This is a genomic window from Paenibacillus sp. FSL W7-1088, assembly GCF_037969855.1.
Classification (GTDB): domain Bacteria; phylum Bacillota; class Bacilli; order Paenibacillales; family Paenibacillaceae; genus Paenibacillus.
The window spans coordinates 3,352,145-3,376,575 of sequence record NZ_CP150216.1 but is presented as its reverse complement, the minus strand read 5'-3'; the positions used below and the strand labels follow the sequence as shown (position 1 = coordinate 3,376,575).

Sequence of the window (24,431 nt, the reverse complement as noted above, 5' to 3'; positions counted from 1 at the left end):
TCAGGAAGTCCAGCGGACATGAACCTCTGCATTGTTCTCGTTGCCATGTTCGTACTGTAGAAGCACTGTCTTTGAATCCGGGTCCCATTCCCACACCACCGGGGCCATCTGCTCTTGAATGACATACTGGGCAGATAAGGGTCTGGCCTCGCAGTACAGCCTTGCTGTTGCCTTCATGTTGGCAGGCCCTCTTGCAATGAATCGAAAACCTGAGGCCGACTGGGACAGACCTTCTATTCGGGAAGAAGCAGCAATGACGAATACTTCTCCAGCCGTTGGACGACCCGCTTCAATATCATAGAGCAAGGCTTGCTCACCCGGATTCAGGGTCACCTGGCTGAGCACAGAGAGCTTGGAATCAAACAAATCCACAATCGGACCTGGAATGACTACTGCATCTTCGCTGACCGATTCATCGAGAACGGATACGATTAAATAGGGACCTCGTCTAATTTTGAAATATGGTTTCGATTCCCACTGTAGTTCTGGTCCGTGGACTGCTTCCATCGTTTCTTTGACAGATTGGCGCAGCCGATCAGCCCCTGCTTTGGATAAAGTGAAGTCAGCCGGATGTTCATTCAACCAGCAAACTCCCCCTTTTCCTACCGTATTGACACCTTCCCTTGTATCTTTCAGACCTAACTGTTCAAACAAATGTGCTCGAGGGGAGTTATACGTCGGATCTGACTGCCCTTGCTTGCGGTCATGATTCCACCACGCACGAATATCGTGATACGGGTCGCTGTCATCGCCAACATAGATTAACGCTCCGCCTGCCTGTACCCACTGTGCAAGGGCATAATGAATGTCCGGATATTCTGGTTTGATAAATTCATAGCTCAGTATGAGTACACGATAAGTTGCCAAGTAACCCGGATACCGCCTTACATTATCCAATTGAAGTGGACGGACCGGAATACCATGTTTCAATAACGGTAGTGTCAGACCGTAAAAAGGAGAGAAATCGAGCAGTTCTGTATCGCCATTCTCCTGAAATCCTTCAGGATCTGTTCCATCGTATTTGCCGGCATGAGGTGCATTGGGATCTGGCTTCATTCGTTGAAACATCGCTGAGTCTGCAATAAAAACACCAACTTGTAATGACTCCTCATCTGTTTCAACATCCTGATTCATGTTACCAAGGGTGTGCATGACTTGGAGCAAAGTTGTGGCATAGTCTGACGGAATTTTCTCCTTGCCAGAGCCATCCTCGGATGGATAAGTGCCTTGAAAGATTCGTCGTGGCCAAGGTGCGACTTCATAATGGGCAACCCCGGGATGCAGCAGTGAGGCAACCACCGTTTTTAAATAGTTCTGGCGGTAATCAGCCCAGGTGTAATTCGGGTTATCCTCGATCGGATCATGCAGGAACCACATTCGTCTGTCGGTCCCACGAACCAGTTCCTGCATGACGCCGTATTCAAGGTAAGCGGTTTCAAACGTACGTTCCTTACGCAACCCTTCATACACATTGGGGGTTCGGGATGTCCCGGTCCAGATCTGTGCAATAAACCCATCGATGGAGGGCAGCTCTAAGAGCTGAGATTGTGGACTAACAATGCGCCACTGTGTGTAATTAATCAGACTATGGGTCGGAACATAAAAGCGAAGAACACGATCATAACGTTTTAACGCGTAGTCCTTCATCTCGGCACATAATCGGTCCAGGACACGTGTATATAAATATGCCTTTAATTTGGAAGCTCGAAATTGTGCATCAGGTGAAGCATGTGGCGGAATCCAAGGCTCTTTGTAATACAACTGCCATTCCCGTTTAAAAGCTTCCGAATAGCCTCCGTTTACCCAGAATTCAGGTTCCTCCAGATGGATGGCTTCCACACCGGCGTCAACGGCAATACGTATTCGATCCGCTATGTAACGGCCATAGGAAATGGTAGGCACCATGTATGGAATAACTGGTTCGCTCCCATGAAGAATCATGCTGCCTTCCCGGTCCATTTGAGCTTCATCCCAATGTGTTGCCCCATCGACCTCGCCATCCAGATAGCTGTTATAGGTCCCCCAAGCAACTCCTGTCATCAGGTGAACCACATAGCCTTTTTCTTTCCACTTCCGAATGCGTTCCTGCATCGACTCATCAATCCCGTAAACCATCACAAAGTCCGTCTGCAGATCATAATCGGGATGGTAAGCAGCAGATTCTTGAAATCCGGTACGCTCTTCCTTTCGATCTCGTGCCATCTTCTTATCCTCCCCAGCTCGTATTTGATTTGGGTTGCAATGTATGACTATCCATCTTTTTCTAGACTATAATATATGATATGAATATATTCAATATGTTTTTTATACAAACCTAAAAAAACCTTCTCCGCTTCTCTACGGAAAAGGTTTTCTTGTCTTGTGAAAATTAAGCTTGAGAAACCGTTCCGGTGGTTTGACGTACAACCAACTCGGGTTCAATCAGCATTTTGCTATAACTTTTCGCTTCCCCACGACCACGTAATACTTCAAGTAATTTAACAGCGGCCCGATACCCCATATCCCGCTCAAACTGCTTCACATGGGTAAATATACTGAATTCCTCCACGATGGAGGTGGGATCATCGAAGCTTACAATCGATACATCTTCAGGCACTCGAAGTCCTGCTTGCTTGGCCATTTGATAGATTTGCACACCTAACCTGCCGTTAAGCGAAACATAGGCTGTGACCATTCGGTTTTGGATATATCGATACAAAGGGTGTGCCTCCGCCTCCTTAAGTTCACTTAACGGCTGGAAATCCGTGATCATATGAGCAGGATTGATTAACGCGCCTTTGCCTTTTAAAGCCTCAATATAACCTTCGATCCGCTCCTGAACCGTAACTGTCTGAAGAGGTGAATCCGAGCAAATAGCGATATCCCGGTGTCCAAGCTCCCATAGATGCTCCACAGCCAGCCTCGTGCCCCGTCTGCCATCTGCAGCAATATAATGTGTCTCGACCCCTGGCAAATAACGGTCCATCAGTACAAAAGGAAAACCCGAGAGCTTCATCCCCAGAATTTCCTCGTTGTAGTTCTCTTCATCAACAGGAAAAATTAACAGACCTTCTGCTCCGAGCGCCTTCATTTCCTTGATGACGTCCTTCTCTTTATCCACCTTGCCATGCGTAAACATGATCATGCTGCGATATCCTTCCTCACGCAAGGCTTGCTCAATGCCCTCAACGAGCCGAATGGCAAAATAATCATGGATGGAGGGCACAATGATGCCAATCATTCCCGTAGACAGCGTTCCCTCTCTGCCCTTTATCGTGGTCGCTTGCGTTGAGGCCACAGAAGCACTATCTGTTTCTTCAGCTACAAAACTGCCTTTCCCCGGCACACGCGCAATTAACTTTTCATTGGCTAATCCGGTTAAGGCATTGGCAACCGTAATTTTACTGACCTGAAACTGATCCATCAGTTCCTTCTCTGTCGGTATGCGATCACCGGGTTTCATATTTTCTTGAGTTATGACATGTCTGATATAGTCCTGGATTTGTTGATACAGTGGAATTCGATCATTTGTACTCATTTTGATCACATCACCAATTCATTCATAATATTTGAGATATATAATATATCCTTTCACCTGCAAGTGCAATAAACAAGCTGCGCTTATCTGCAGTTGCAAACAACATCTCCTTGATATCATCGCATTAAATATGCCTGATTTCCAGGAATTATGGGAAGTTTTGTCGAACCTCTTGTAAAATTATATATGAATATATTTAATATGTGTTGGATAGAGATGTGTGGATTGGCTTTTGACCAAAAAAGGAGGGTGGGTATTACGAAGGCACAGCTCTAATTCTTGACTAAAACAAGGAGTGAATTCGCCATGGCTCGTAGATTCACGATGCTCTGTTTAGCTCTCATATGCGCTTTTTCATTAACCGCCGGCGCTGCTTCAGCTTCGGAAACGGATGTACAGACAGCCAAACCTGATGGGTCCAAACACCGTGAACTGCCAAGTTTCAAAAACCCGAAACATTTGGACGCAGCCGACATCTATGATGCGCCAGGTGACATCAAATTGTTGCTGGGAACATTACAGGGAATCGTTAACAGAGAACAACCGCGAATCTATCTGATTGAGTCCCAGGAAGAAGGAAAACTGACCTGGCTTAAGGACATCAAGGTGCCTTACACGCTTCATCAGGATTATTGGGAAGTGTTCTCTGCTTATCGCAGCGAAGTCAAAGGCATGGTTGTATATGATCCCGAAGTACCTGATTCGATCAACGTAGCAACCACGCTCGCAGGACTAAAGAATGCTGTGGTTGCAAGTCCCGAGTTAGCAGCCAAATTGTCCAAAGCGCCTTACAAATTAAAGATTATGGATGACCTGCGGGGTAAATTCAATAATCGAATGGATGCCTATACCTGGCAATATGAGAATCTGTGGAAGAAAACGAACCACCAGATGTTAATTGGACTTGATCCGGATACAGCGATTCGCATCCCGTCCGGCATGCCTGAATCCTTTGTTACGATCGCGGAGGAAAAACAACAGATTCGGGATGCAAGCAACCGTGATACGTATTCCCTGGATCTTTCTTCACTCTTGGGAAAATCTTCGGTATATCTCCGATTTGATGACGCCTTTACTCAGGATGGCTGGGGACCGGCTGTACATGAGGTTACGGTCAAGGCGGATGGAAAAGAGATCGCAAACTTCATCGCAGGAACACCGGAAGAAGAACAATTCCTGTATGATAGACAAAATTCCAAGGTCGCTGAAGGTCAAGGCGGCCACCGTTTCGCCGATAATGGCAATTATTTTGTGTATGAATTCACTCCTCCGGCAGGTACTCAGAATCTGACGGCTGAAGTGGACATGTGGAATCAGTATAAAGTATCCGCAGGTAATATCCGCCCTCTCTCCGCTGAGCAGCGGGAGCCCTACGCATATTTAAGGGATTATGCAGTCGCTAATAAAGCGATGGTATTCTGGTTGGATTCCAATGTGCCTGAGCAAAAAGCCCTCTTCGAGAAGATCATGTCTGATGTAAAACCCGGAACTCCCTACCTTGGCTGGTTTAGCAATGATGTCGAAGGTGAGTTCAGCTCCGTTGAGATTGCATCTCGATATGGCGTCTATGTTCTTGCAGCCGATTGGTTCAGCAACCTGACTGTTTTCTCGGGAACCAAACCGAAGCTCACCCCGGTGAAAAAATCTCCGCGACCTGCACTGGAGAATAAAATCTATGTAACGTATACCTTTACGGAAGGCGATAATTTTCAGTATAACCAGCATCGGATGCGTGTGATGTGGGATGATCCGGCCAGAGGTAAGGTTCCGATTAACTGGACTTCAAGCCCGCTTCTCTACGAAGGTGCACCAGCAATATTGAATTATTATGTGAACACAGCAACCCCGAATGATCTGCTGATCGCAGGACCGTCCGGTGCAGGATACTTCTATCCAGGGGCTTGGCCCGACACAAGCTTCCGGCAATTTTTGCAGCAAACCGAAAAATATATGAAAAAGACCGGCATGACCATTCCTTATGTGTTGAACCGTGTAGACAGCGAGAATGTACCTCTCACGCCATTTAAAGCCAAGGCTTACGCGCAGGATTACAATGCACCCGGCTTATTCATCAGCTACGAAGACAACTATGGAGTGGAAATCGTTGACGATAGCCTGCCCGTATCCACAATTCGTGGGATAAGCACCGTACAGGACGGATTACAGGTGCTAAATGATGCGAAGGCGAATTGGGATGGCAAGTCTCCGTTGTTCGTTTCTCTTGGATTGCTTGCATGGAGTACGACTCCATCCGATGCACTGGCGATCACTGAAGAGCTCGGATCGGAATTCAAGGTGATCCGTGCTGACGACTATTTCTCCTTAATCCGAGAAAGTTACCACTTACCCGCGAGCAAGTAATAACCATACTTACAATGAAATTGCAGACGCCTAAAAGCATCGTACCCTGAGATATCGGGTACGATGCTTTTTTCGGATGAAACCTCACCGCTGAATTACCATTAGTTCAACAATAACACCGGAACATAACAGCACCGCACCACATGATCTTTCTCTTGGAAAGACTCAGGCAGGCGCTGGCCTCGAATAATTACTATCCTATTACCCTATCTTCCACTCAAATGCCTACTTCTTCACTGGTTTACCCGGTTTACCTGGCTTATCCGCTTTGCCTGCTTCCAGCTTGGCAGCCCCTTCCAGCAGAAATACGCCGCTGAGCTGAGCGGTAAGGTCGAGTGGGTTCTGGGCTGCTTTGCCCCAAGCCTGACCGAATAATCCAGTATCCCGGCTACCTTTCAGCAAGGCATCGGCGTTGCGATAAATCGCCTTTTTCAGGCTTTTGCTATGCCCGACTTCATACATCTCAACCATGTAGCGGATCAGTATGCCTTTGAACAACGCACCGTCCCCGTCGCCGCCCTCTTTAAATATACCCGTCTTCTCATCCGTTAAGGTCTTCAGAGAACCTGCTGCCGTTTTCTCGGCATCTTTCAAATACGTCTTCTTCCCTGTTATCCGGTAGAGTTCAACACCTGCTCCGATAAAAGTACCCTGATTGTAAGTGAAGATCCATGCTTCATTCACATCCAGTGTGCCATCCTCCTTCAGCACCAAACCATCCGCTACCAGCCCTGTTTGAGGATTTACCAGATATTGTTTCTCCCAATCATATATTTTTTGGGCCCACTCCAGATCCCGCACATCGCCAAAACGTTCATACAGCCTTGCAGCTAAGATGGCGGCAGGCCCGCTGGAGCACGCATTTCGGTTATATCGCTGATCCTTTTTCCAAGCCATACCCCCAAGCTCATCATCCCACCAGGCGGTCTTGATGTCATCCCACAACTCCAATACGTATCCCTTCATCTCTTCACTGCCTGTTGCATCATACAGACGAAGCCCGGCAAGCGCGAGCCATTCCATATCATCGTAAAATTCATTGTGAAGTGAGCCGTTGCGTGCAATGATACTGCGAACAAGCTCTTCCGCACGTGCAGTGTACGCCTCGTCTCCTGTACGTTCGTATCCGTCCACCAATGCATCGACCGCATGAGCCTTCCACCAGTAATTTAAGGCCTGTTCACCTTCGGGTGTTGATGGATAAGCATTATTCATCATTTTTGATGCATCATCCCAGTAATATTCATACAGCTTCTCTTGCGCCCACTGCGCCTGATCGGCATAGCGATTCTTGCCGCCGCTTGTTGCCCCCATGGTGGTGACCAGAATAAGGCTGAGTACCAGCGTGAGGCTCACCATTTTCCTTTTGCTCATCAGATCCCTTCCCTTCTCGAATTGACGTATAACTAACAGTTCACTCATAAAGCAGGGTTAATCCTTCGCTGCATCTAAGTTCGCGCCTGTCCCTGACGTGTTCCTTGTTCCTTCACCCCCTTCCACATTTCTCAGGCAGAACGGCTAATGATGATAACCAGAATTACTCTTTTACGGCTCCGAGTACGATACCGTGGATTAGATAACGTTGCAGAAAAGGATAAATCAGCAAAATGGGAATCATGGATACCAGAATCTTGGCAGAATTCAACGTTGTATTAGAGATTTTATTGAACTGCTGCAGCTGTTCGACCGAAAGATTCTGCATCTGATCGCGTGTGAGACTCAGCTGTTGCAGATAGGTCTGGAGCGGGATTTTGGAGCTGTCGTTAATCAGAATGATCCCGTCAAAGAAATTGTTCCAGTGCCCCACAATGACAAACAGCATGATCGTTGCCAGACTCGGCATGGAAATGGGAATGAAGATTTGGAGCAAAATTTTAAGCGGACTGGCACCGTCAATGAATGCGGCCTCTTCCAGTTCCTTTGGAATTCCCTTGAAGAAGTTCATGAGGAGAATTACATTAAAGACAGGAACTGCCCCCGGCAAAACTAGCGCCCAAATGCTGTTGATCAATCCCAACTTGCTGATGACCATATACCAGGGTACGATTCCGCCGCTGAACAGCATTGTAAACACAATAATCCACATATAAGTGTTTCTCGATCTGAATTGTGTGACGCTTCGTGACAACGGATAGGCCATGAGAATAGTCAAAAACATGTTGATTGCTCCTCCAAGCACCACCCGCTCGACCGAGATCAGAAAAGCCTTCCAAAACTTCGTATCATTCAGAATCTGGCCATACGATGAGAAATTCAGCTCCACTGGAAAAAAATAGACCCGACCTGCATTAACAGCCGTACTGCTGCTGACAGACACCATAATGGTATTGACAATCGGCGCCAAGGACATGAACGTAATCAGAATTAACGCAAACATAATCAACAGGCGGGATAGCCTGGAGCCGAGCGATTTGGATTGAATCATGCTAACCCTCCTAGAAAATTCTGTACCCCGCATACCTTGAAGCCAGTCTGTAAGAAATCACGATCAGCACAAAGCTAATCACCGATTTCATCAGTCCAATCGCGGTTGCAAACGAATATTGCATGTTGATCAGACCCATACGGTACACAAAAGTATCAATAATATCACCCGTTTCATATACCAGCGGATTATACAGGTTAAACACCTGATCAAAACCCGCATTCAGTACATTGCCAAGACTCAGCGTACCCAGCAGGATAATCGTCGGGAACATACCTGGCAGCGTGATATTCAGCGTCTGTTTCCAGCGACTTGCGCCGTCCATTGCGGCAGATTCGTACAAGGCCGGATTAATTGCCGTTAATGCAGCCAGATAAACTATCGTCCCGTAGCCAAATTCCTTCCACGTATCCGTCACAATGAGCAGCGGCCTGAACCAGTCATTACTTGCCAAGAACATAATTCGCTCCAGTCCGAGAAACTCAAGGAAGTTGTTCACCATGCCATCGAAGGAAAAGATCATGGTCAGCATCGTGCCCAGAACCACCCAGGACATAAAATGCGGCAAATAGACGATGGTTTGAATCGTACTTTTGAATACTTTCAGACGCACCTCATTTAACAGCAGAGCGAATACGATGGGTACAATCAACCCTAGAGCAATCTTTCCAACTGCGATGACCAATGTGTTAATGAAAATCTGCTTCGCGTCTGGCAGTTGAAACATATACGTGAAATTGGATAACCCTGCCCATTTGGACCCGAATATTCCTTTGGCAGGAATGAACTTTTGGAATGCCATCACAACCCCCAACATCGGTACAATTGAGAAAATGAACAGCATGATCATGCCAGGCAGCAGCATAAAATGATAGGTCATTTCGTCAAAGGTTTTACGTTTCTGTTTCCTCCCGTAACGCACTTCCCGCTCTTGATTAACGGTTGTTTCCATTTGCGCCATTGTCCTTTCCACCTCCACCATGCCTAATTGAACAGACTTTATCGGCGAAAGCCCGTGCGGAAGTCCTGAAGTCCACCATCAAGCTTCCGCACCTAAGCTCACGCAATCGTTATCTTTTGCTCATCTCGTTAACTTCTTCTGTAATCTCATCGCCACCCGTACGTTTCCAAGTGTCGACAAACGTATCGAATTCATCTACAGGCGCTTCCCCCATAATGATCTTGAGCATGGTTTCCTCTTCTAGCTTCTGCAGATTCGCCCACTTCAGCTTCATCGTCTCGGTTGTTCCATAAAAGCCTGCGGGGATCACTTCCAGGTTCGGATTGTTTGCCTCACGCTGCCCTTCGATCCGGGAGAGGTATTCACCGTAGGTGTTTGCATCAATCGCATTTCCTTTCTCTTTGAATTCCTGATAGGCCTTGAAAGAAACCACTCGGTCTTCCTGAACAGCAGAAGCATCACCAGCCTCATCTGCCTTGATCAGATCATCGTAATAACGCTTGAGTACGTCATCATAATCCACTTGCATCGGAATCTGGGTAGGATCATTGTTCCAGCGGCTTGCATCGGTCAGCAGCTCGTCAGGATGCTCTTTCTTGTAATTGATCGCGTCCTCCGTTAAGGAGTACAGGAAATCCGTTGTTAAATTGACTGATTTCATTATTGCTTCAGGATGTGCAAAGTCCTTCTTCACAACGACGATACCGCCGCCCACCGGGTCTTGCCGGATCGTCTTGAACTTGCCATTCTCATCCACTGGTGCGGATACAGCAACCCAGACTGCTTCTGGATCTTGCTTAATGGAGTCCTTGTAGTTGGTGTAGCCGATCCACCATGGATTAAATACCATTCCGGCCTGTCCGTTGATGACGAGAGCTTCCTTCTCTTCATTCGATCGGACAGCAAACTGTTTATCTATTAAACCTTCTTTATACATGGCGCTCAGTTCTGCCAGCGCTTGCTTTACTTCAGGCTGAACAGATCCATACTCAACCTGACCTTCTTTCTGTATCCAGTTCATGGGGAAGGCACCGTGCGCAGCAAAGATTGGCGTAAAGTTCATCGCATTGGAATCCATGACCATGCCTACCGTTTTGCCCGTTCCCGAGACATCCTTCTCTATAAATGTTCTCGCGAGATTCCATACATCCTCGACAGATTCCGGCAGCTTCGCACCGACCTTATCTACCCAGTCCTTCCGGACCCACAGCAATTGGTGCTGGTTTCCGATATTCGTCATGGGCAGACCCATGATCTTACCGTCCACCTTCACCTGATTTAACAGCAAGTCTCCGTAGGAACCATAAATATTTTTAACACCCTCGGATGCTGTCTTCTCGTAAACCTCTGTCATGTCGGCAATGAGATCGTTATCCACCAGTTGATTAAATATTTCACGGCTGACAAGCATTACATCCGGCAGATCGCCAGTGGTCATTGAAAGTGACAGCTTCTGATCCATATCATCTGTTTCCCAAGCTACCTTGGCTTTGACGTTCACCCGGTCTTCTACATAGCGTGTAGCCAGATTGTTTTCAATGGTATCGCCGGCAGGCAGGTTGTTCACATGATTGGTATTTCGGCCAATCGTAAATTCCACGGGTGTCTCATATTTACCATAAGGTTCATAGTCCTGTTGTGAAATTTGCGGTTGTGTGCTTTCGTTATCGCCTCCGGTACAGCCACTGATTACAGCCATCATCATGCTGCCGATCAGCAGTGCAGCCATCTTGTTACGCTTCTTCATCCTGTCATCCCCTTTATCTGATTTGAATTTTGATAACCAAATTGTATGCGTTTTCATAAATGGCGTATATGCCACATTTTTCGGATATGTAACACTTTTTTTATGACCTGTACTTCACTTATTTCTCTGTATTAAAAGATTCTTACAGGAAGAAATAAGCGGTTGCCACAGCAACCGCTTCAGTACTAACCCTATGTTTTTAATATAACTGCACACGATCATGTGGCAGGAAGGACGATTGACACTTCCGTTCCGATGCCTGGCTCACTGTGAATAACAAGCCCGTAGTCCCGACCATAATACAGCTTGATTCGGTCATTAACGTTCCGAACACCACATCCGCCGTTCTCTCCTGTTAACAAACCTGCGGTCTGCATAGGCGTCATGCCAACACCGTTATCACGAACGGTTAATTTAATCCCCTCTTCCACCCGGCTAACCACTATGTGAATGTGACAATCGGACACAGCTGCCTCCACAAAACCATGCTTGATGGCATTCTCCACAATCGGCTGCAAAATAAAATGAATCACCTCGGTATGTAGTACATCATCATCGATATGATAATCCACATCAAATCGACCATCGTTCATGATGAGCTGCAAATCCAGATATGCCTTAATATGCTGCACCTCAGCCTCAATGGTGGCCATATTCCTCCCCTGATTAAGTGTTGTTCTATAGAAACGAGCTAATGCAGATACAATATAACTCGTTTCGATATCCGCCCTTTTCTCGGCTCTCCAGCGTATAAATGAAAGTGTATTGTACAGGAAGTGTGGGTTGATCTGACTGATCAACTTGTTATATTCACTTTCTTTCTTGGCGATTTCGGCGTGATACACCTGGGAGATCAGGCTGTTGATCCTGGTCAGCATTTTACCGATACCGTTAGTCAGCTCACCGAATTCATCTCTGGATGAACTTCGGATAATCACATCCAGATTGTTCCGCTCTACCTTGTCCACCTTGTTCTTGATATGGATAATTCTTTGCGTAAAATTATTAGAAATGACATAAATGAGCAGGAAGGTAATCATCAGGCTGAGGATAATAACAAACAGCGTAATTTGAAAAATACTCATTGCGTTGGCGTACGCATTGGTATTCAGCAGATTATAGTGAATGGTCCAGCCGTTGTTGGCAAGTGAGCGGCTAAGACTCAGATCGCCAGACTCCTTAACTTTCGAACCTGCGGCCACAGCAGCACGCTCGTGGTTTTCCTGAAAAATCACATGCTGCTTCGCATCCTCAATATAAACGGCTACATGTTCCGACAGATTGTCCAGGTCGGCAAAGATGCGATCATGCTGAATGGAGATCACCATAAAATTGCTGTCTTTCGGATTGCTGATCAGTTCCTGAACGAGATAAAGCTTCTCCCCCTCCACAATCCAGCGCCTGCCTCGAAATCCGTCATACCAGGACTTGCTCTTCAGCTCCCCGATTGGCAAAATATTATTGCGGATTCCCAACAAATCTCCTGACGTATAAAAGGTAATGTCTTCAATATCATCATCCATCAGCCGGATGTTCGAGATCAACGGCTCGAGAATGTCCCGGAAATCCAGGTACATATGATAATAATTTCCCTCGTAGTCTTTCGTAAATATTTGCGATAAATCCCGATTAAGCACCATGAACTCACTTAACGTGTTATACCGATTAATCTTATAATCCATAATGTTAGACACCTGGTCCAGACTCGCTTCTGCTTCGCTCCGCAGCTCCTTCATTTGAATTCGGTAGGACTGAATGAAGGAGAGCAGTCCAAGCAGAAGAATCGGGATGAGTGCAATCACCAAATGCGACAACAGCAGCTTGTTGCGGAACCTGATATCATTGAATTTGCTCTTGATCCATCCGATCATGAAGCACCCCGCACTCTCTGAACTGTAACGGACTGACACCGAACCTGTTTCGGAACAGCTTGGCAAAATAAGAATGATTGTCGATGCCAACGGCACCTGCAACATCATTGATTTTCATATTCGAATGAGCGAGCAGATGGCTTGCACGCCGCAAACGATAATCGGTCAAATATTTCGAGAAGTTTTCCCCGGTCTCTTTTTTAAACAAAATGCTCAAATACCCTGGCGATAAATAAACATCATGGGCTGCCTCGGACAATGAAATATCTCTCTGATGGTTATCCTTCACATAATCCTTCACCTGTCGAATGACCTTCGATTCCACAGATTCCGGTTCGGGACCTCCGGCATAAGCACGGATTTGCGTAATATCTTCCATCACCTGTAAAAACTCTTCCTTGACCAGTGGCTTGAGCAAATAATTCACTACACCCAGCCGAATCGCGCTGCGGGCATATTCAAATTCATCATAACCGCTGCAGATGACAATCTTTATATTCTGTTGTGTTTTCCTGGCTTGTTTGCTAAGCTCCAGTCCATCCATAAGCGGCATTTTGACGTCGGTGATGAGGATATCGATCGCGTTCTGAACCAGAATTCGCTCTGCGCTCATCCCGTTCTCAGCTTCCAGTACTTGAAAGGGAAAGCTGTAGTGAGAGATCAAATCCTTAATGCCTTCTCTTTGAACGCTCTCATCGTCAACAACAAGAACATTAAACATCGTGACATCTCCTTTGCAAGTGAAAGTGAAGAAAACGATAAGTTGGAATATCTTTTTTTCCATGGTATGCCAGTCATATCGTAGTATATCATAGATTTTTGGAAAGGCTTTCAAAATGGTATTTCGCCACCTATCAGGCAACAATGTCCATGATATAAGTCCCCAGCGATATAAAAATCTTACCTGAAATAGCAAAAAAGCCGCCATGAAGGCGACTATTTTCCGTACACATGCTATCCTTTAACCGCACCCAAGGCAACGCTGCCTATAATTTGTCTGGAGAATATCGCAAAGACAATGATAATAGGCAGAATCGAGATCGCCACACCCAAATACAACAGTCCGTAATCCATTCCATAATATCCTTGCACCAGTGCAACGAGTACCGGAAGCGGATATTTATCCAGGGAAAAGAACAAGACCAACGGCGTTAGGAAATTATTCCAAGAACCGATAAAGGTGAATATGCCAAGGGCCGAGATAGCCGGGCCCAGAATGGGCAAAACAATCTGATTGAACGTACGGAACTCCCCTGCACTATCCACACGTGCCGATTCAATAATCTCGTCCGGAATGCTGCTCTCCATAAATTGTTTGATAAAAAATACATTAAATGCATTCGCCGCTGCCGGCAAAATGATCGCTGCATAGCTGTCCAGCAAGCCTAGCGTACTGAACAGGCGATACATCCCGATCAGTGCGAGCTGCCCAGGCACCATCATGGTCGCAAGCAAAAACAGGAATAGCCCGTTGCGACCTTTGAATTTGAACTTCGCGAAGCCATATGCCGTCAGGGAACCGATATACAAGGATAGCACCGTAGACGTTCCCGCAATGAAAAAGCTGTTGGCAAACCCGCGCCAGATGTTGATTTTGGAAGCCATGTTCGTATAATTATCCAACAGGAACGGTCCGGGCAGAAACGTAAATGTCGATGCAATCGTTGCATTATTATGAGTGGAATAGATGAGCATGAGATAAAATGGAATGATACAGATCACGGCAAGGCTAATCAAACATAGATAAATAATGACTTTGCCCAGTGTCAGACGCCTTACAGTATCGTATTGCTGTATAGTGACTTTTGGTTGTTCGACTGGTTTGACGGTTTGCATTTCATTTCCCCCTCCCTATGCACGGCTCTTGCGCTTCGTCATCATGAAGGATACGACCGATAGCAGGATAATGATGATGAACAGACAGAATGCAATGGCCGCCCCATAACCAAAACGTGTACTTTGGAATGCCACATTATACAGATACATAATACTCGTCATGGCTGCACGATCCGGGCCACCCGTTCCATTCGTCAATGTAAACGGCTGATCGAAAATCTGAATGCCCCCAATAATAGACGTGATCATCTGAAACAGAATGATTGGGCGCAGCATTGGAACGATGATATGAATGAAAATATGTTTCTTTTTCGCCCCATCCATTTGAGCGGCTTCCTGCAGAGCGGGATCAATACCCTGAAGACCTGCCAGATAGATGACCATGGAGTAACCAAAGTATTGAAAGAACAGGATGGATGAAACGATCAGTCGCATAAACCAGGGATCATTTTTCCAGTTAATCGGGTCATCGATCAGTCCTATTTGAACCAGAAAATGATTCAAACCGCCGGATTGCCAATCAAAGATCAGACTTACAAGCAGACCCAATGATGCTGCGGTAACGATATTGGGGAAGAAATAAACTGCTCTGAAAATGTCTCTTCCCTTAAGCAACTTGTCATTGAGAATAAAGGCGAGTACAAGCGAAACGGTAAGCTGTGGGACTACAGAGACACCCCAGATAAACAGGGTATTAAATAACGTCTTGTAGAACAACGGATCTTGCAGAACAGCAATATAATTACCTATTCCGACGAAGTCCGGCGTAGTAATCCCGTCAAAGTTGGTGAAGCTGATATAGAGAGAATACAGAATGGGGTATAGTCCAAAAATGGCGAAAAGAATAAAAAACGGAGCAATGAAATAGTATCCGTAATGGTCTTTGCGGATTGACTTGGCAAACATGATTTGTACCCCCAGTCATCGGATGATTAAAAGGTATTTGCTTACTTCTAAGCTAATCCACTTCCAGCTCCGGAAATCTCAGTTTGACATCACGCTTGATTCGTTTTACGGCTTCTTCTTTGGTTAGAATGTCGTTATTGAGATACAACTGGAGTACATTTTTGAAGATGTCATTGTTAATGATTGAGTCATATTTGGTTCGCTCATATACCGGGACCTGCTTGGCTGCTTCCGAGAAAAATTCAAAATGCTTCTGCCCTCCCAAATACGCTGAAGATACAGAACCTGCAAGCTGATCATTCACGACCATATTGCTTGTGAAATAGTCCTGTTCCTTCGCAAGTTCAGACAGAAAATCATGATTAAAGTTATAAAACTCAATAAACTTCCAGGCCAAATCCTTTTTGTCACTTTTGCTGTACATCGCAATATAAGTTCCACCGGCACTAAAAGCGGATGGACCAGGCGCAAGACCCCACAATCCTTCGGTATCGGGAGCGTTCGCCTTAAAGGTGTATTGCAATGCCCAGGTTGCTCCAGGATAGAACATCACTTGGCCTTTTTGCATCGAAGCCGCATATCCGGCACTACCATCATCCAACTCTGCAAGCACATGCCGCTGACGGGCTTCACGAACAAGGTCAAGCACCTTCATGTAAGTGGGATCGATGACTAACTTGCCATCCTTAACCCAAGGAATACCATCATATGAATTGGATATCGCATTCCAGTTGGCAAGGGCGTGAACTTTATTTCCACTTTGCTGCTCTACCCTTTCTCCAATCTCGAATATCTTCTCCCATGTATCAATTTGCGGCCCTACCTTCTCCGGATCGTCCGTACCCAAGTATTCTTTAGCCAAATCTCTCCGATAGTAAATGCCCCCAGGCGTTCCCTGATAACCGATTGCTCTAACATTTCCTTCACTATCCTTCTCATTGGCCTGCACAAAAGCGTACTGCTCTGAAATCAGTTCATTGGCGTTGTACGGTGCTGCCGATAAATTCTCCAGATAAGGCACATCAATCAGCTCTCTTATATTTGCATTCTCGATCATAAACACATCCGGAGCCTTGGACGTTGTCTGTAAGGCGGACTTAAGCTTGGTGATATAGAAATTGCCCGGAATATTAACAAAGTTCACCTTAATGTCCGGATATTTCTCCTCGAATTTCTCAATGGCATAGCCTGCTTCATCCGTAAAACTCCAAACGGTAATCTCTTCCTGCTTGGGCTGGTTGGCTCCATTGGGTTGGCAGCCGGACACCATTATCACTGCGCTTACGAGTGCAATCATGGAGATATATTTAAGCTTAAACTTCTTCATGGGCCCCCTCCTTCAAAAAGGAAACGCTTACAATTTATTAGAGTATATGGATTTTGGAGAAGGCTTTCTCTCCAAATATTGTGAATCATCCTTCATATGTTGTGATATTTGTACGATGCTTCTTGCGAAATTCAGACGGAGTGCAGTCATTATATTTTTTGAACAGACGGTTGTATGAGTTCACATTGTTGAATCCATGACCAATGGCAATATCCAGAATGGATTCTTCGCGAAACAATAACGCCCACTCCGATTTGATGATTCGAAAATGATTCAGGTATTCCATCAATGTGATTCCTTTAATCTCTTTGAACAATTTACATACGTGAAATTTGCTGAATTTGATGTGCTCTGCGACCTGATCGAGTTTAATGGGTTCAGCGTAGTGCTCCTCCAGGTATTCACAGACCGATTCGAGAAATTCGAATTTTTTGGAAGGCGTACAGGGCCAAGCTGAAGTTATTTCATCTGTAATCGGTGCCTTTGTACGCAGCATATGAACAATGAGATCATATAATCTGGCCACCATTAACCAGCGATATCCCGCCTGCCGATCCTTCTCTTCATTTGCTAAGGCATCTATATATTTCCCAAGGTTTTTCTCATGACAAAGGCTGCACGGGATGACCGTTGTTTTATTGAAAAGCTCACCCAGGTCCTGGGTTTCTCTTTCGGTTGTGAAGCTTCCCGTTAATAATTCCAGTCGAAACAGGATAATGGTTAAATGATCTGTACCTGGCAAGAAACAGTGAATGTCTCCGGGTTTAATAAGCAGCACATCTCCGTGTTCAAGGCTAAATATATGGTTATTGATGCCAATTCTCGCGCTTTTCCCATTGACTACAACCATTTCAACCTCTTCATGCCAGTGTGCGGCAAAATTAAACTGTTCCTCGGTATGAATCACCCGGATTGGAAAACCCTCTGTCATATGACCTGTTTCAAGAAAAGTAGGTACACCCATCGAATCACCCTTTCCACATTTTCCAGCGTAACAAGGATCTATATAAATTGAATTAAAGAATATTTACACTTGCCACGCCGATGACAGAACAACCTTCCGATCGCTGTTATCCCCAGATTGTATTGAATCCCTTTTTCAAAGGAAAAATCCAGCGATAAAGGTGAGGTGTATGCTTCCGATGCAGCTTTCTTCCAGAAAGCTTTTAGCTCCGCTTCTTCAGGTTATTTCTGCCCTCTCCGTTCTCGTGTAAATGTTAAATTCAATTTCTAGTTATCATTATTATGCATCAAGTATAGCTGTCCCTTCTAATCGAGCTTAAAAAAACAGTTGGAGAAACAAAAAAACTCCCCAACATTTGTTAAGGAGCTACTGTACTGATCTATCTATTTACAATCGGTTGCGAACACGCACGCCATCATAAGTCAAATGAAGCAATTCGGTTTCTTGGGACAGGTTCAATCTTTACCCGTTTTCTTGATCCATTCGTAGATGCTTTGCAAATTGGACTTGAAATACGTAGTAAAAAACCAGTCCTGATAGGCTAATGGTACAGTAATTTCGTCCAAACTTTGGTTTCTTTGAGCAGCATCAGTCACGATTTCCAATAAATCCGTTATGTAAGCTCTGACTTCATGCAGTGCGTTCAATGAGCATACTTCTCCATGCCCCGGTACGATGATTTCTATATCCAGCTGTTCCACTTTATCCAAAATATCCAGCCATTGCTGAGGATTCGCATACATGAGAACCGGATGATGTTTAGATAACACCAGGTCGCCCATTATGGCAATTCTGTCTTTCGGAATATAGACCAGGGCATCACTCTGGGTATGACCTCCGCCAAAAGTAATAAGTTCAACACTGCGCTTACTGCCATGAATAGTCATGTGCTGATCAAACGTTAAGTTCGGCAATGAATATACCAGGTCGGGGAGCATCTTCATATATTCACGATCACTGGCATTATCCCATTGCATTTCCTGTCTTAACTTTTTGTTCGTCTCTCGTTGTATTTGTTCATCAAGTTCGTCTATAGCTTTATAAATCGCTTCAGGTTTTGCCAACTGCTGCATTATTCTGTTCCTTACAAAAGTATCCATGATTTCGCGAGTAATCGATGTGGAAATAATCTGTGCTTCAGGGACAAATACTTGATTTCCACATGTATGGTCACTATGCCAATGCGTATTAATTACATAAGAAGCCTTTCTTCCGGTGAGGTACTCAGTCGCTGCCTGCAAATCCTCTGCCGCCTGTATCGTCGTGAATGTGTCCACAACTAGCGTTGTATCACCTAAATCAACGATTGTGGCATTACCCAATGAACCTGAACCGGGAACTGCAACCGCAGCAAATACACCCTCAGTAACCTCATTTAGTTGAAAATGCCTTGATCCTGCGAAAGCCATTATTCGGCTCATTATGCAATACCTCTCCTTTCTGATTTCAACTCTGTTTTATTGCAATTCTAATTAAAAAAGTTCCCGGGCTTCAAATATGAAAAAAAGAGTTGATGCACAGCATTCTCATTTTGCTTCGAAAGACATCTTCATGAGTCTTTCTTCTACTTGATTTCGAATATCCTGATCCAGGATTCCAACTCCGAAAATCTCGGAAAACCATAACCCGTCTGTTGCTAACTTGATAATAACAGCATTCACGGGATCAATGCCATCGTTTAAAATTTCTTCTTGAAGAACGTTATTTTTTTCATTATACGCTGCAAGTAATTCGGGCTTTGAGAATAATACCGCCAAAAGCGCAGTACTCAAAGCTGCAGTCGTTTGGGGGTCATGGAAGGTCGTTTCGATATAAGCCCTGCTCCATTTCCCGACTTCGTTTATGCTTTCGCTTGATTTTTGCTGTAGTTCAGAGAAGAACGTATCCCCGAATTCCTCGATCATGGCAGTAACGATTGCTTCCTTATTGGGAAAATGATGAAGCAATCCGCCTTTGCTTACTCCCGCATGTTTAGCAACAGCTTCCAGCGTCAATTTCTCCATGCCCAAATGTTCGACAATATGTGATGCTGATGCCAGTAGCTCATGACGTCTTGAATTACTTCTCATACAGATCTCCTCCTTCATGTACGTTTATTTAAGACTGACTTGTGTTTGATGATTTGGCTGGACTTTTGGATAAGTTTAAAAGTACTACACCTCCGATAACCATAATGAGTCCGATTCCAGAAAGCATGTTGAACGGATCATTCCATAAAATGACGCCAAGCAAGGCGGTTATTGCTGTCCCTACACCTGCCCATATGGCGTAAGCTGTGCTCAAAGGAATTGTTTTCAAAGTCATTGTCAAAAAATAAAACGATAACGCCATGCCAACAACAAGTCCAATTGAAGGTAGCAGATTGGTGAATCCAGCCGATAATTTTAACATGGTAGTACCGAAAACCTCAGCAATAATGGCAATGGCAAGTGCAAAATAACCCTTCATTATTCATCCCTCCATTCTTGCTCAGCTATGAGCCAATTTCATAATCACAACCCCAGCAATGATAAGAATTAATGCTGAGATTTTTCTGAGGTTCACGCTCTCTTTATAAAACACTATGCCAACGAGTGCTGTAAGAGCAGTTCCCACACCCGACCACGTTGCATATGCGGTACCAAGCGGAATGGTTTTCAAAGCCAGTGAAAGACAAAAGAACGCTGTACCCATTCCCAAAATCAATCCTACTATCGGAAGTTTCTTTTGGAATCCGTTTGATAATTTCATCATGGAACTACCAAACACTTCAGATACAATCGCTAAACCCAATAAAAAATATGCAACCATCTCTCATTCCTCCTCCCACATACGTAACGTTATTCAACTTCCATTTAACTATACCGTCTGGACGGTTTTCTGTAAAGTTTTATAATAACTTAATGTTTGTCATTATTACTTGCTTTCATGCTACACCGGTATAGCCATAGGCTATAGCTAGATATAACTTAATGGAATTACATTATAACTCCGGATATGTGATAACTTTTTGGTAACATATTGTAGAGGAGTTTTACGTCATGGCAAAAAGCAGTGTATTGGGATATCCACGAATTGGTGCGGATCGGGAATGGAAGAAAGCCTTGGAGGCATTCTGGTCAGGCAAGCTCGAAGAAACAGATTTTCAAGCAAGATTGCAGGAGATTCGGTTAGATCACCTGCGCAAGCAGCAAGAAAAAGGTATCGATCTTATTCCTGTTAATGACTTCAGTTACTATGATCACATTCTGGATACTGCCGTTATGTTCGGAATTGTTCCAAAACGGTTTGCATATGACGGTGGCGCTGTACCTTTGTCCGTCTATTACGGAATTGCCCGGGGAACGAAAGATGCAGCCGCAAGCGAAATGACAAAATGGTTTAACACAAACTATCACTATATCGTGCCTGAACTGGACGGTGCTTCCCCTGCCCTAACGGAAAATAAACCCCTTCTTGCTTATCGCGAAGCCAAAGAGAAGCTCGGTATTGAAGGCAAACCGGTTCTTGTCGGACCGTTGACCTTCCTGAAGCTGTCCAAAGGATACGATAAGTCCGAAACAAACGCTTGGCTGGACCGCCTGCTTCCACTCTATGTACAAGTGCTTCAGGAGCTTGCAAATGAAGGTGTTCAGTGGGTACAGATTGACGAGCCAATCCTCGTTACCAAAACAAGTGATGCTGACCTACAGCTGCTAAGTAAAATTTATGAGACGTTTGCAGCTGCTGTACCAGGTCTAAACATTATGCTGCAGACCTACTTTGAATCCGTAGAGAACTATAGCAACATTGTTGCCCTACCGGTTCAAGGTATCGGACTTGATTTTGTACACGGGGCTACGGGTAACATTCACTCCATTCAAGCGTCCGGTTTCCCTACGGATAAAGTTTTGGGTGCTGGGGTTATTGACGGCCGCGGGATCTGGAAAGCCTCTTTGCCAGGAAAACTGAAGCTGTTGGATGAACTGGTTGAACTCGTAACACCTGAACGTTTAATCGTGCAATCCTCATGCAGCTTGCTTCATGTTCCGGTAACGACAGAGCGTGAAACTAAACTCACATCCGAACTGAAAAATGCTCTGGCATTTGCAGATGAAAAGTTGGACGAGATCGTTCTGTTGACGAAAGCATTGTCTTCAAGAAACGCTGAAATCATCGCTGAAATTGAAAATTCCGATCGTACGATCCAGGCTCTCCAGCAATCCGAAGAGCGCAATCGTGTTGCTGTTCAAGAAGCCGTGGCAACACTCAGCGTTCAACAGCCGGAACGTTCCCGACCGTTTGCCGAGCGTCATATCGCGCAGCAAGACAAATGGAAATTGCCACTTTTCCCGACAACGACTATCGGCAGCTTCCCACAATCCGCAGAAGTGCGTAAAGCACGTCAATTGTGGCGTAAGGGTGAGTTGAACAATGAGCAGTATGCTGCGTTCATCCGGGATCAGATTGATATCTGGATCAAAATTCAGGAAGAGATCGAGATCGATGTTCTCGTACATGGTGAGTTTGAGCGTACCGACATGGTAGAGTTCTTTGGCGAAAAACTTGCTGGGTTTGCCTTCACACAATTTGGCTGGGTACAATCATACGGTTCCCGTTGCGTCAAACCACCAATTATTTTCGGAGACGTTGCATTTACTGGAGAAATGACCGTTGAAGAAACCAAATATGCACAGTCCCAGACACAACGTCCTGTAAAAGGTATGCTTACTGGACCGATCACTATCATGAACTGGTCATTTGTGCGTGAAGACATCCCGCGCGAGCATATCGCATATCAATTGGCGTATGCACTGAGACAAGAAGTCGAAGCGTTGGAGCAAGCAGGTATTGGCATGATCCAGGTCGACGAGCCTGCGGTTCGCGAAGGACTGCCGTTGAAGGAAAACGAGCAAGCCGATTATCTGGCTTGGGCTGTCAAAGCTTTCCGTATTTCCACTTGCACGGTTCAAGACACGACTCAAATTCACACACATATGTGCTATTGCGAATTCCATGACATGATCGATTCCATCGAAGCGATGGATGCCGATGTTATTTCGATCGAGACATCCCGCAGTCACGGTGAACTGATTCACAGCTTTGAGTTGAACACTTATAAACTGGGCATTGGACTTGGCGTATACGATATCCATAGCCCACGTGTTCCAAGTGTGGATGAAATGACGAGCATGATTGAACGCGCCTTGCGTGTATTGGACCCTAAATTGTTCTGGATTAATCCGGATTGCGGTCTCAAAACTCGTGGACTCGAAGAAACCGTTGCTTCCTTGCGCAACATGGTTGATGCAACCAAGATTGCTCGTGAAAAGCACGTTGCAGCAACGGTTTAAGTTGAATAGATAAATAATTAAAGAATTCTTTTATAAAAGGCGGACATTCCTATGCTATGGAATGTCCGCCTTTTAATATCATCTTTACGCTGCCATAATGAATCCATCCAATCCCCGTTCAACCGCAAGTTCAACCGATCTCAGTTCTCATCAATGGCGAGCTCGATGAGCTGGTTAAGAATATTTGCATAAGTCATGCCGCCAGCTTGGAGCATGTTGGGATAACGGGAATTCGATGTGAAACCAGGTATCGTGTTGACTTCATTGAACACAATTCTTCCGTCAGCGGTCAGGAACATATCTACTCGGGCAAACCCTCTGCATCCAAGCGTTTTATAAATAGTCAGAGCGCTCTCCTTAACCTTCGTTGCAATGTCTTCATCAATGCGGGCTGGCAAGTGAATCTTCGAACTGATCAAGGAGTACTTTTCCGAGAAGTCAAAAAAGTGCCCCTGTAGTTCAATCTCATCAATTACACCAATCATGGGATCCGAATTGCCCAATACAGCACAACCCACTTCAAAACCGTTAATATTTTGCTCAATGACAACTTTGCTGTCGTGTATGAAGGCATGTTCAATTCCGGTAATCAACTCTTGCCTATTGTTCACCTTCGAAATGCCTAATGATGATCCTGATCTAGCCGGCTTAACAAAGAGTGGGAAGCCCAGTGCTTCTATTGCTGGTAGCGCTTCTTCCATCCGTTCACTCCGTTGTATTGTAAGGGAACGCGGCGTATCTATGCCTGCTCCCTGCACCAGTTTATGAGCCAGTTCCTTGTCCATACATAACGCAGAGGATAACATGCCACATCCAACAAACGGTATACCCGACAGTTCCAATAATCCTTGCAGGGTTCCATCCTCACCGTATTTGCCGTGCAGCACTGGAAACACAACATCGATCGTTGTTACATGATATTCTGTATGCACAAGCTCAATTAGTCCTCTGACTTCTCTACTCGGCGAGAAAAAGGATGGGATACAACTCGGATGCAAATGCCATCGATCATTGCGAATATCCTCAACCGTTCCACTATATCGGAGCCAAGAACCTTGCTGTGTAATTCCAGTTAACACAAGATTGTATTTTTCGGTATCCAAATTTTCAATCACTGAAGCGGCCGAGCTCAAAGATACGTTATACTCACCTGAACATCCGCCAAACAATACCGCAATCGACTTCTTCTGCATCATAAGAGCCT

Annotated in this window: 19 protein-coding genes; 2 read left to right on the top strand and 17 right to left on the bottom strand. The window is 45.2% G+C overall.

All coding sequences use genetic code 11. From position 1 onward, the window contains the following. Both MKY42_RS15370 and MKY42_RS15365 read right to left on the bottom strand, forming a co-directional pair. Nucleotides 1-2,202 (bottom strand): hypothetical protein, encoded by a 2,202-nt coding sequence (locus MKY42_RS15370; protein WP_339852264.1) that lies wholly within the window; start codon nucleotides 2,200-2,202, stop codon nucleotides 1-3. 166 nt (nucleotides 2,203-2,368) lie between these two features. Further along, nucleotides 2,369-3,517, bottom strand: coding sequence for a GntR family transcriptional regulator (locus tag MKY42_RS15365; protein WP_339852262.1), 1,149 nt, complete (start codon nucleotides 3,515-3,517; stop codon nucleotides 2,369-2,371). A gap of 306 nt (nucleotides 3,518-3,823) precedes the next feature. On the opposite strand from MKY42_RS15365, the gene MKY42_RS15360 reads away from it, so the two are divergent. Further along, nucleotides 3,824-5,878: a GxGYxYP domain-containing protein gene (locus MKY42_RS15360; protein WP_090897709.1), complete on the top strand. Its 2,055-nt coding sequence runs from the start codon at nucleotides 3,824-3,826 to the stop codon at nucleotides 5,876-5,878. A gap of 225 nt (nucleotides 5,879-6,103) precedes the next feature. Here the strand turns inward: MKY42_RS15360 and MKY42_RS15355 are convergent, their stop codons facing one another. The 14 genes from MKY42_RS15355 to MKY42_RS15290 form a co-directional block, all read right to left on the bottom strand. Beyond that, on the bottom strand, nucleotides 6,104-7,252 hold the full coding sequence (locus tag MKY42_RS15355; RefSeq protein WP_339852256.1) for a glycoside hydrolase family 76 protein: 1,149 nt from the start codon (nucleotides 7,250-7,252) through the stop codon (nucleotides 6,104-6,106). Nucleotides 7,253-7,415: 163 nt separating this feature from the next. Further along, complete coding sequence (locus MKY42_RS15350; protein ID WP_090897704.1) at nucleotides 7,416-8,303, bottom strand: carbohydrate ABC transporter permease; 888 nt, start codon at nucleotides 8,301-8,303, stop codon at nucleotides 7,416-7,418. Between the two features lie 10 nt (nucleotides 8,304-8,313). Continuing rightward, nucleotides 8,314-9,255, bottom strand: coding sequence for an ABC transporter permease subunit (locus MKY42_RS15345; protein ID WP_339852921.1), 942 nt, complete (start codon nucleotides 9,253-9,255; stop codon nucleotides 8,314-8,316). A gap of 118 nt (nucleotides 9,256-9,373) precedes the next feature. Continuing rightward, nucleotides 9,374-11,011 (bottom strand): extracellular solute-binding protein, encoded by a 1,638-nt coding sequence (locus MKY42_RS15340; RefSeq protein ID WP_339852254.1) that lies wholly within the window; start codon nucleotides 11,009-11,011, stop codon nucleotides 9,374-9,376. 218 nt (nucleotides 11,012-11,229) lie between these two features. Then, entirely contained in the window at nucleotides 11,230-12,882 is a 1,653-nt protein-coding gene (locus tag MKY42_RS15335; protein ID WP_339852252.1) for a sensor histidine kinase, read from the bottom strand. Continuing rightward, nucleotides 12,851-13,603 (bottom strand): response regulator, encoded by a 753-nt coding sequence (locus MKY42_RS15330; protein WP_090897695.1) that lies wholly within the window; start codon nucleotides 13,601-13,603, stop codon nucleotides 12,851-12,853. Before MKY42_RS15330 ends, MKY42_RS15335 begins: the two co-directional genes overlap by 32 nt. Nucleotides 13,604-13,836: 233 nt before the next feature. After that, a complete protein-coding gene (locus tag MKY42_RS15325) occupies nucleotides 13,837-14,718 on the bottom strand; it encodes a carbohydrate ABC transporter permease (RefSeq protein WP_090897692.1) in 882 nt (293 codons plus the stop codon). Between the two features lie 15 nt (nucleotides 14,719-14,733). Continuing rightward, the gene (locus MKY42_RS15320; protein ID WP_110000047.1) at nucleotides 14,734-15,624 is read right to left on the bottom strand and encodes a sugar ABC transporter permease; all 891 of its coding nucleotides are present in this window, start codon (nucleotides 15,622-15,624) and stop codon (nucleotides 14,734-14,736) included. Between the two features lie 52 nt (nucleotides 15,625-15,676). Beyond that, entirely contained in the window at nucleotides 15,677-16,951 is a 1,275-nt protein-coding gene (locus tag MKY42_RS15315) for an extracellular solute-binding protein (RefSeq protein WP_256222041.1), read from the bottom strand. Between the two features lie 85 nt (nucleotides 16,952-17,036). After that, the gene (locus MKY42_RS15310) at nucleotides 17,037-17,882 is read right to left on the bottom strand and encodes an AraC family transcriptional regulator (protein ID WP_339852249.1); all 846 of its coding nucleotides are present in this window, start codon (nucleotides 17,880-17,882) and stop codon (nucleotides 17,037-17,039) included. 488 nt (nucleotides 17,883-18,370) lie between these two features. Further along, a complete protein-coding gene (locus MKY42_RS15305) occupies nucleotides 18,371-19,336 on the bottom strand; it encodes an MBL fold metallo-hydrolase (protein WP_090897683.1) in 966 nt (321 codons plus the stop codon). Between the two features lie 105 nt (nucleotides 19,337-19,441). Continuing rightward, on the bottom strand, nucleotides 19,442-20,002 hold the full coding sequence (locus tag MKY42_RS15300; protein ID WP_339852245.1) for a TetR/AcrR family transcriptional regulator: 561 nt from the start codon (nucleotides 20,000-20,002) through the stop codon (nucleotides 19,442-19,444). 10 nt (nucleotides 20,003-20,012) lie between these two features. Continuing rightward, nucleotides 20,013-20,363 (bottom strand): multidrug efflux SMR transporter, encoded by a 351-nt coding sequence (locus tag MKY42_RS15295; protein ID WP_090897677.1) that lies wholly within the window; start codon nucleotides 20,361-20,363, stop codon nucleotides 20,013-20,015. Between the two features lie 21 nt (nucleotides 20,364-20,384). Continuing rightward, on the bottom strand, nucleotides 20,385-20,705 hold the full coding sequence (locus MKY42_RS15290) for a multidrug efflux SMR transporter (RefSeq protein WP_090897674.1): 321 nt from the start codon (nucleotides 20,703-20,705) through the stop codon (nucleotides 20,385-20,387). A gap of 230 nt (nucleotides 20,706-20,935) precedes the next feature. On the opposite strand from MKY42_RS15290, the gene metE reads away from it, so the two are divergent. Continuing rightward, complete coding sequence (gene metE / locus MKY42_RS15285) at nucleotides 20,936-23,227, top strand: 5-methyltetrahydropteroyltriglutamate--homocysteine S-methyltransferase (protein WP_339852242.1); 2,292 nt, start codon at nucleotides 20,936-20,938, stop codon at nucleotides 23,225-23,227. 140 nt (nucleotides 23,228-23,367) lie between these two features. Here metE and vanG read toward each other — a convergent pair whose 3' ends face one another. Further along, nucleotides 23,368-24,420 (bottom strand): D-alanine--D-serine ligase VanG, encoded by a 1,053-nt coding sequence (vanG, locus tag MKY42_RS15280; RefSeq protein ID WP_339852918.1) that lies wholly within the window; start codon nucleotides 24,418-24,420, stop codon nucleotides 23,368-23,370. Nucleotides 24,421-24,431 lie beyond the last annotated feature (11 nt).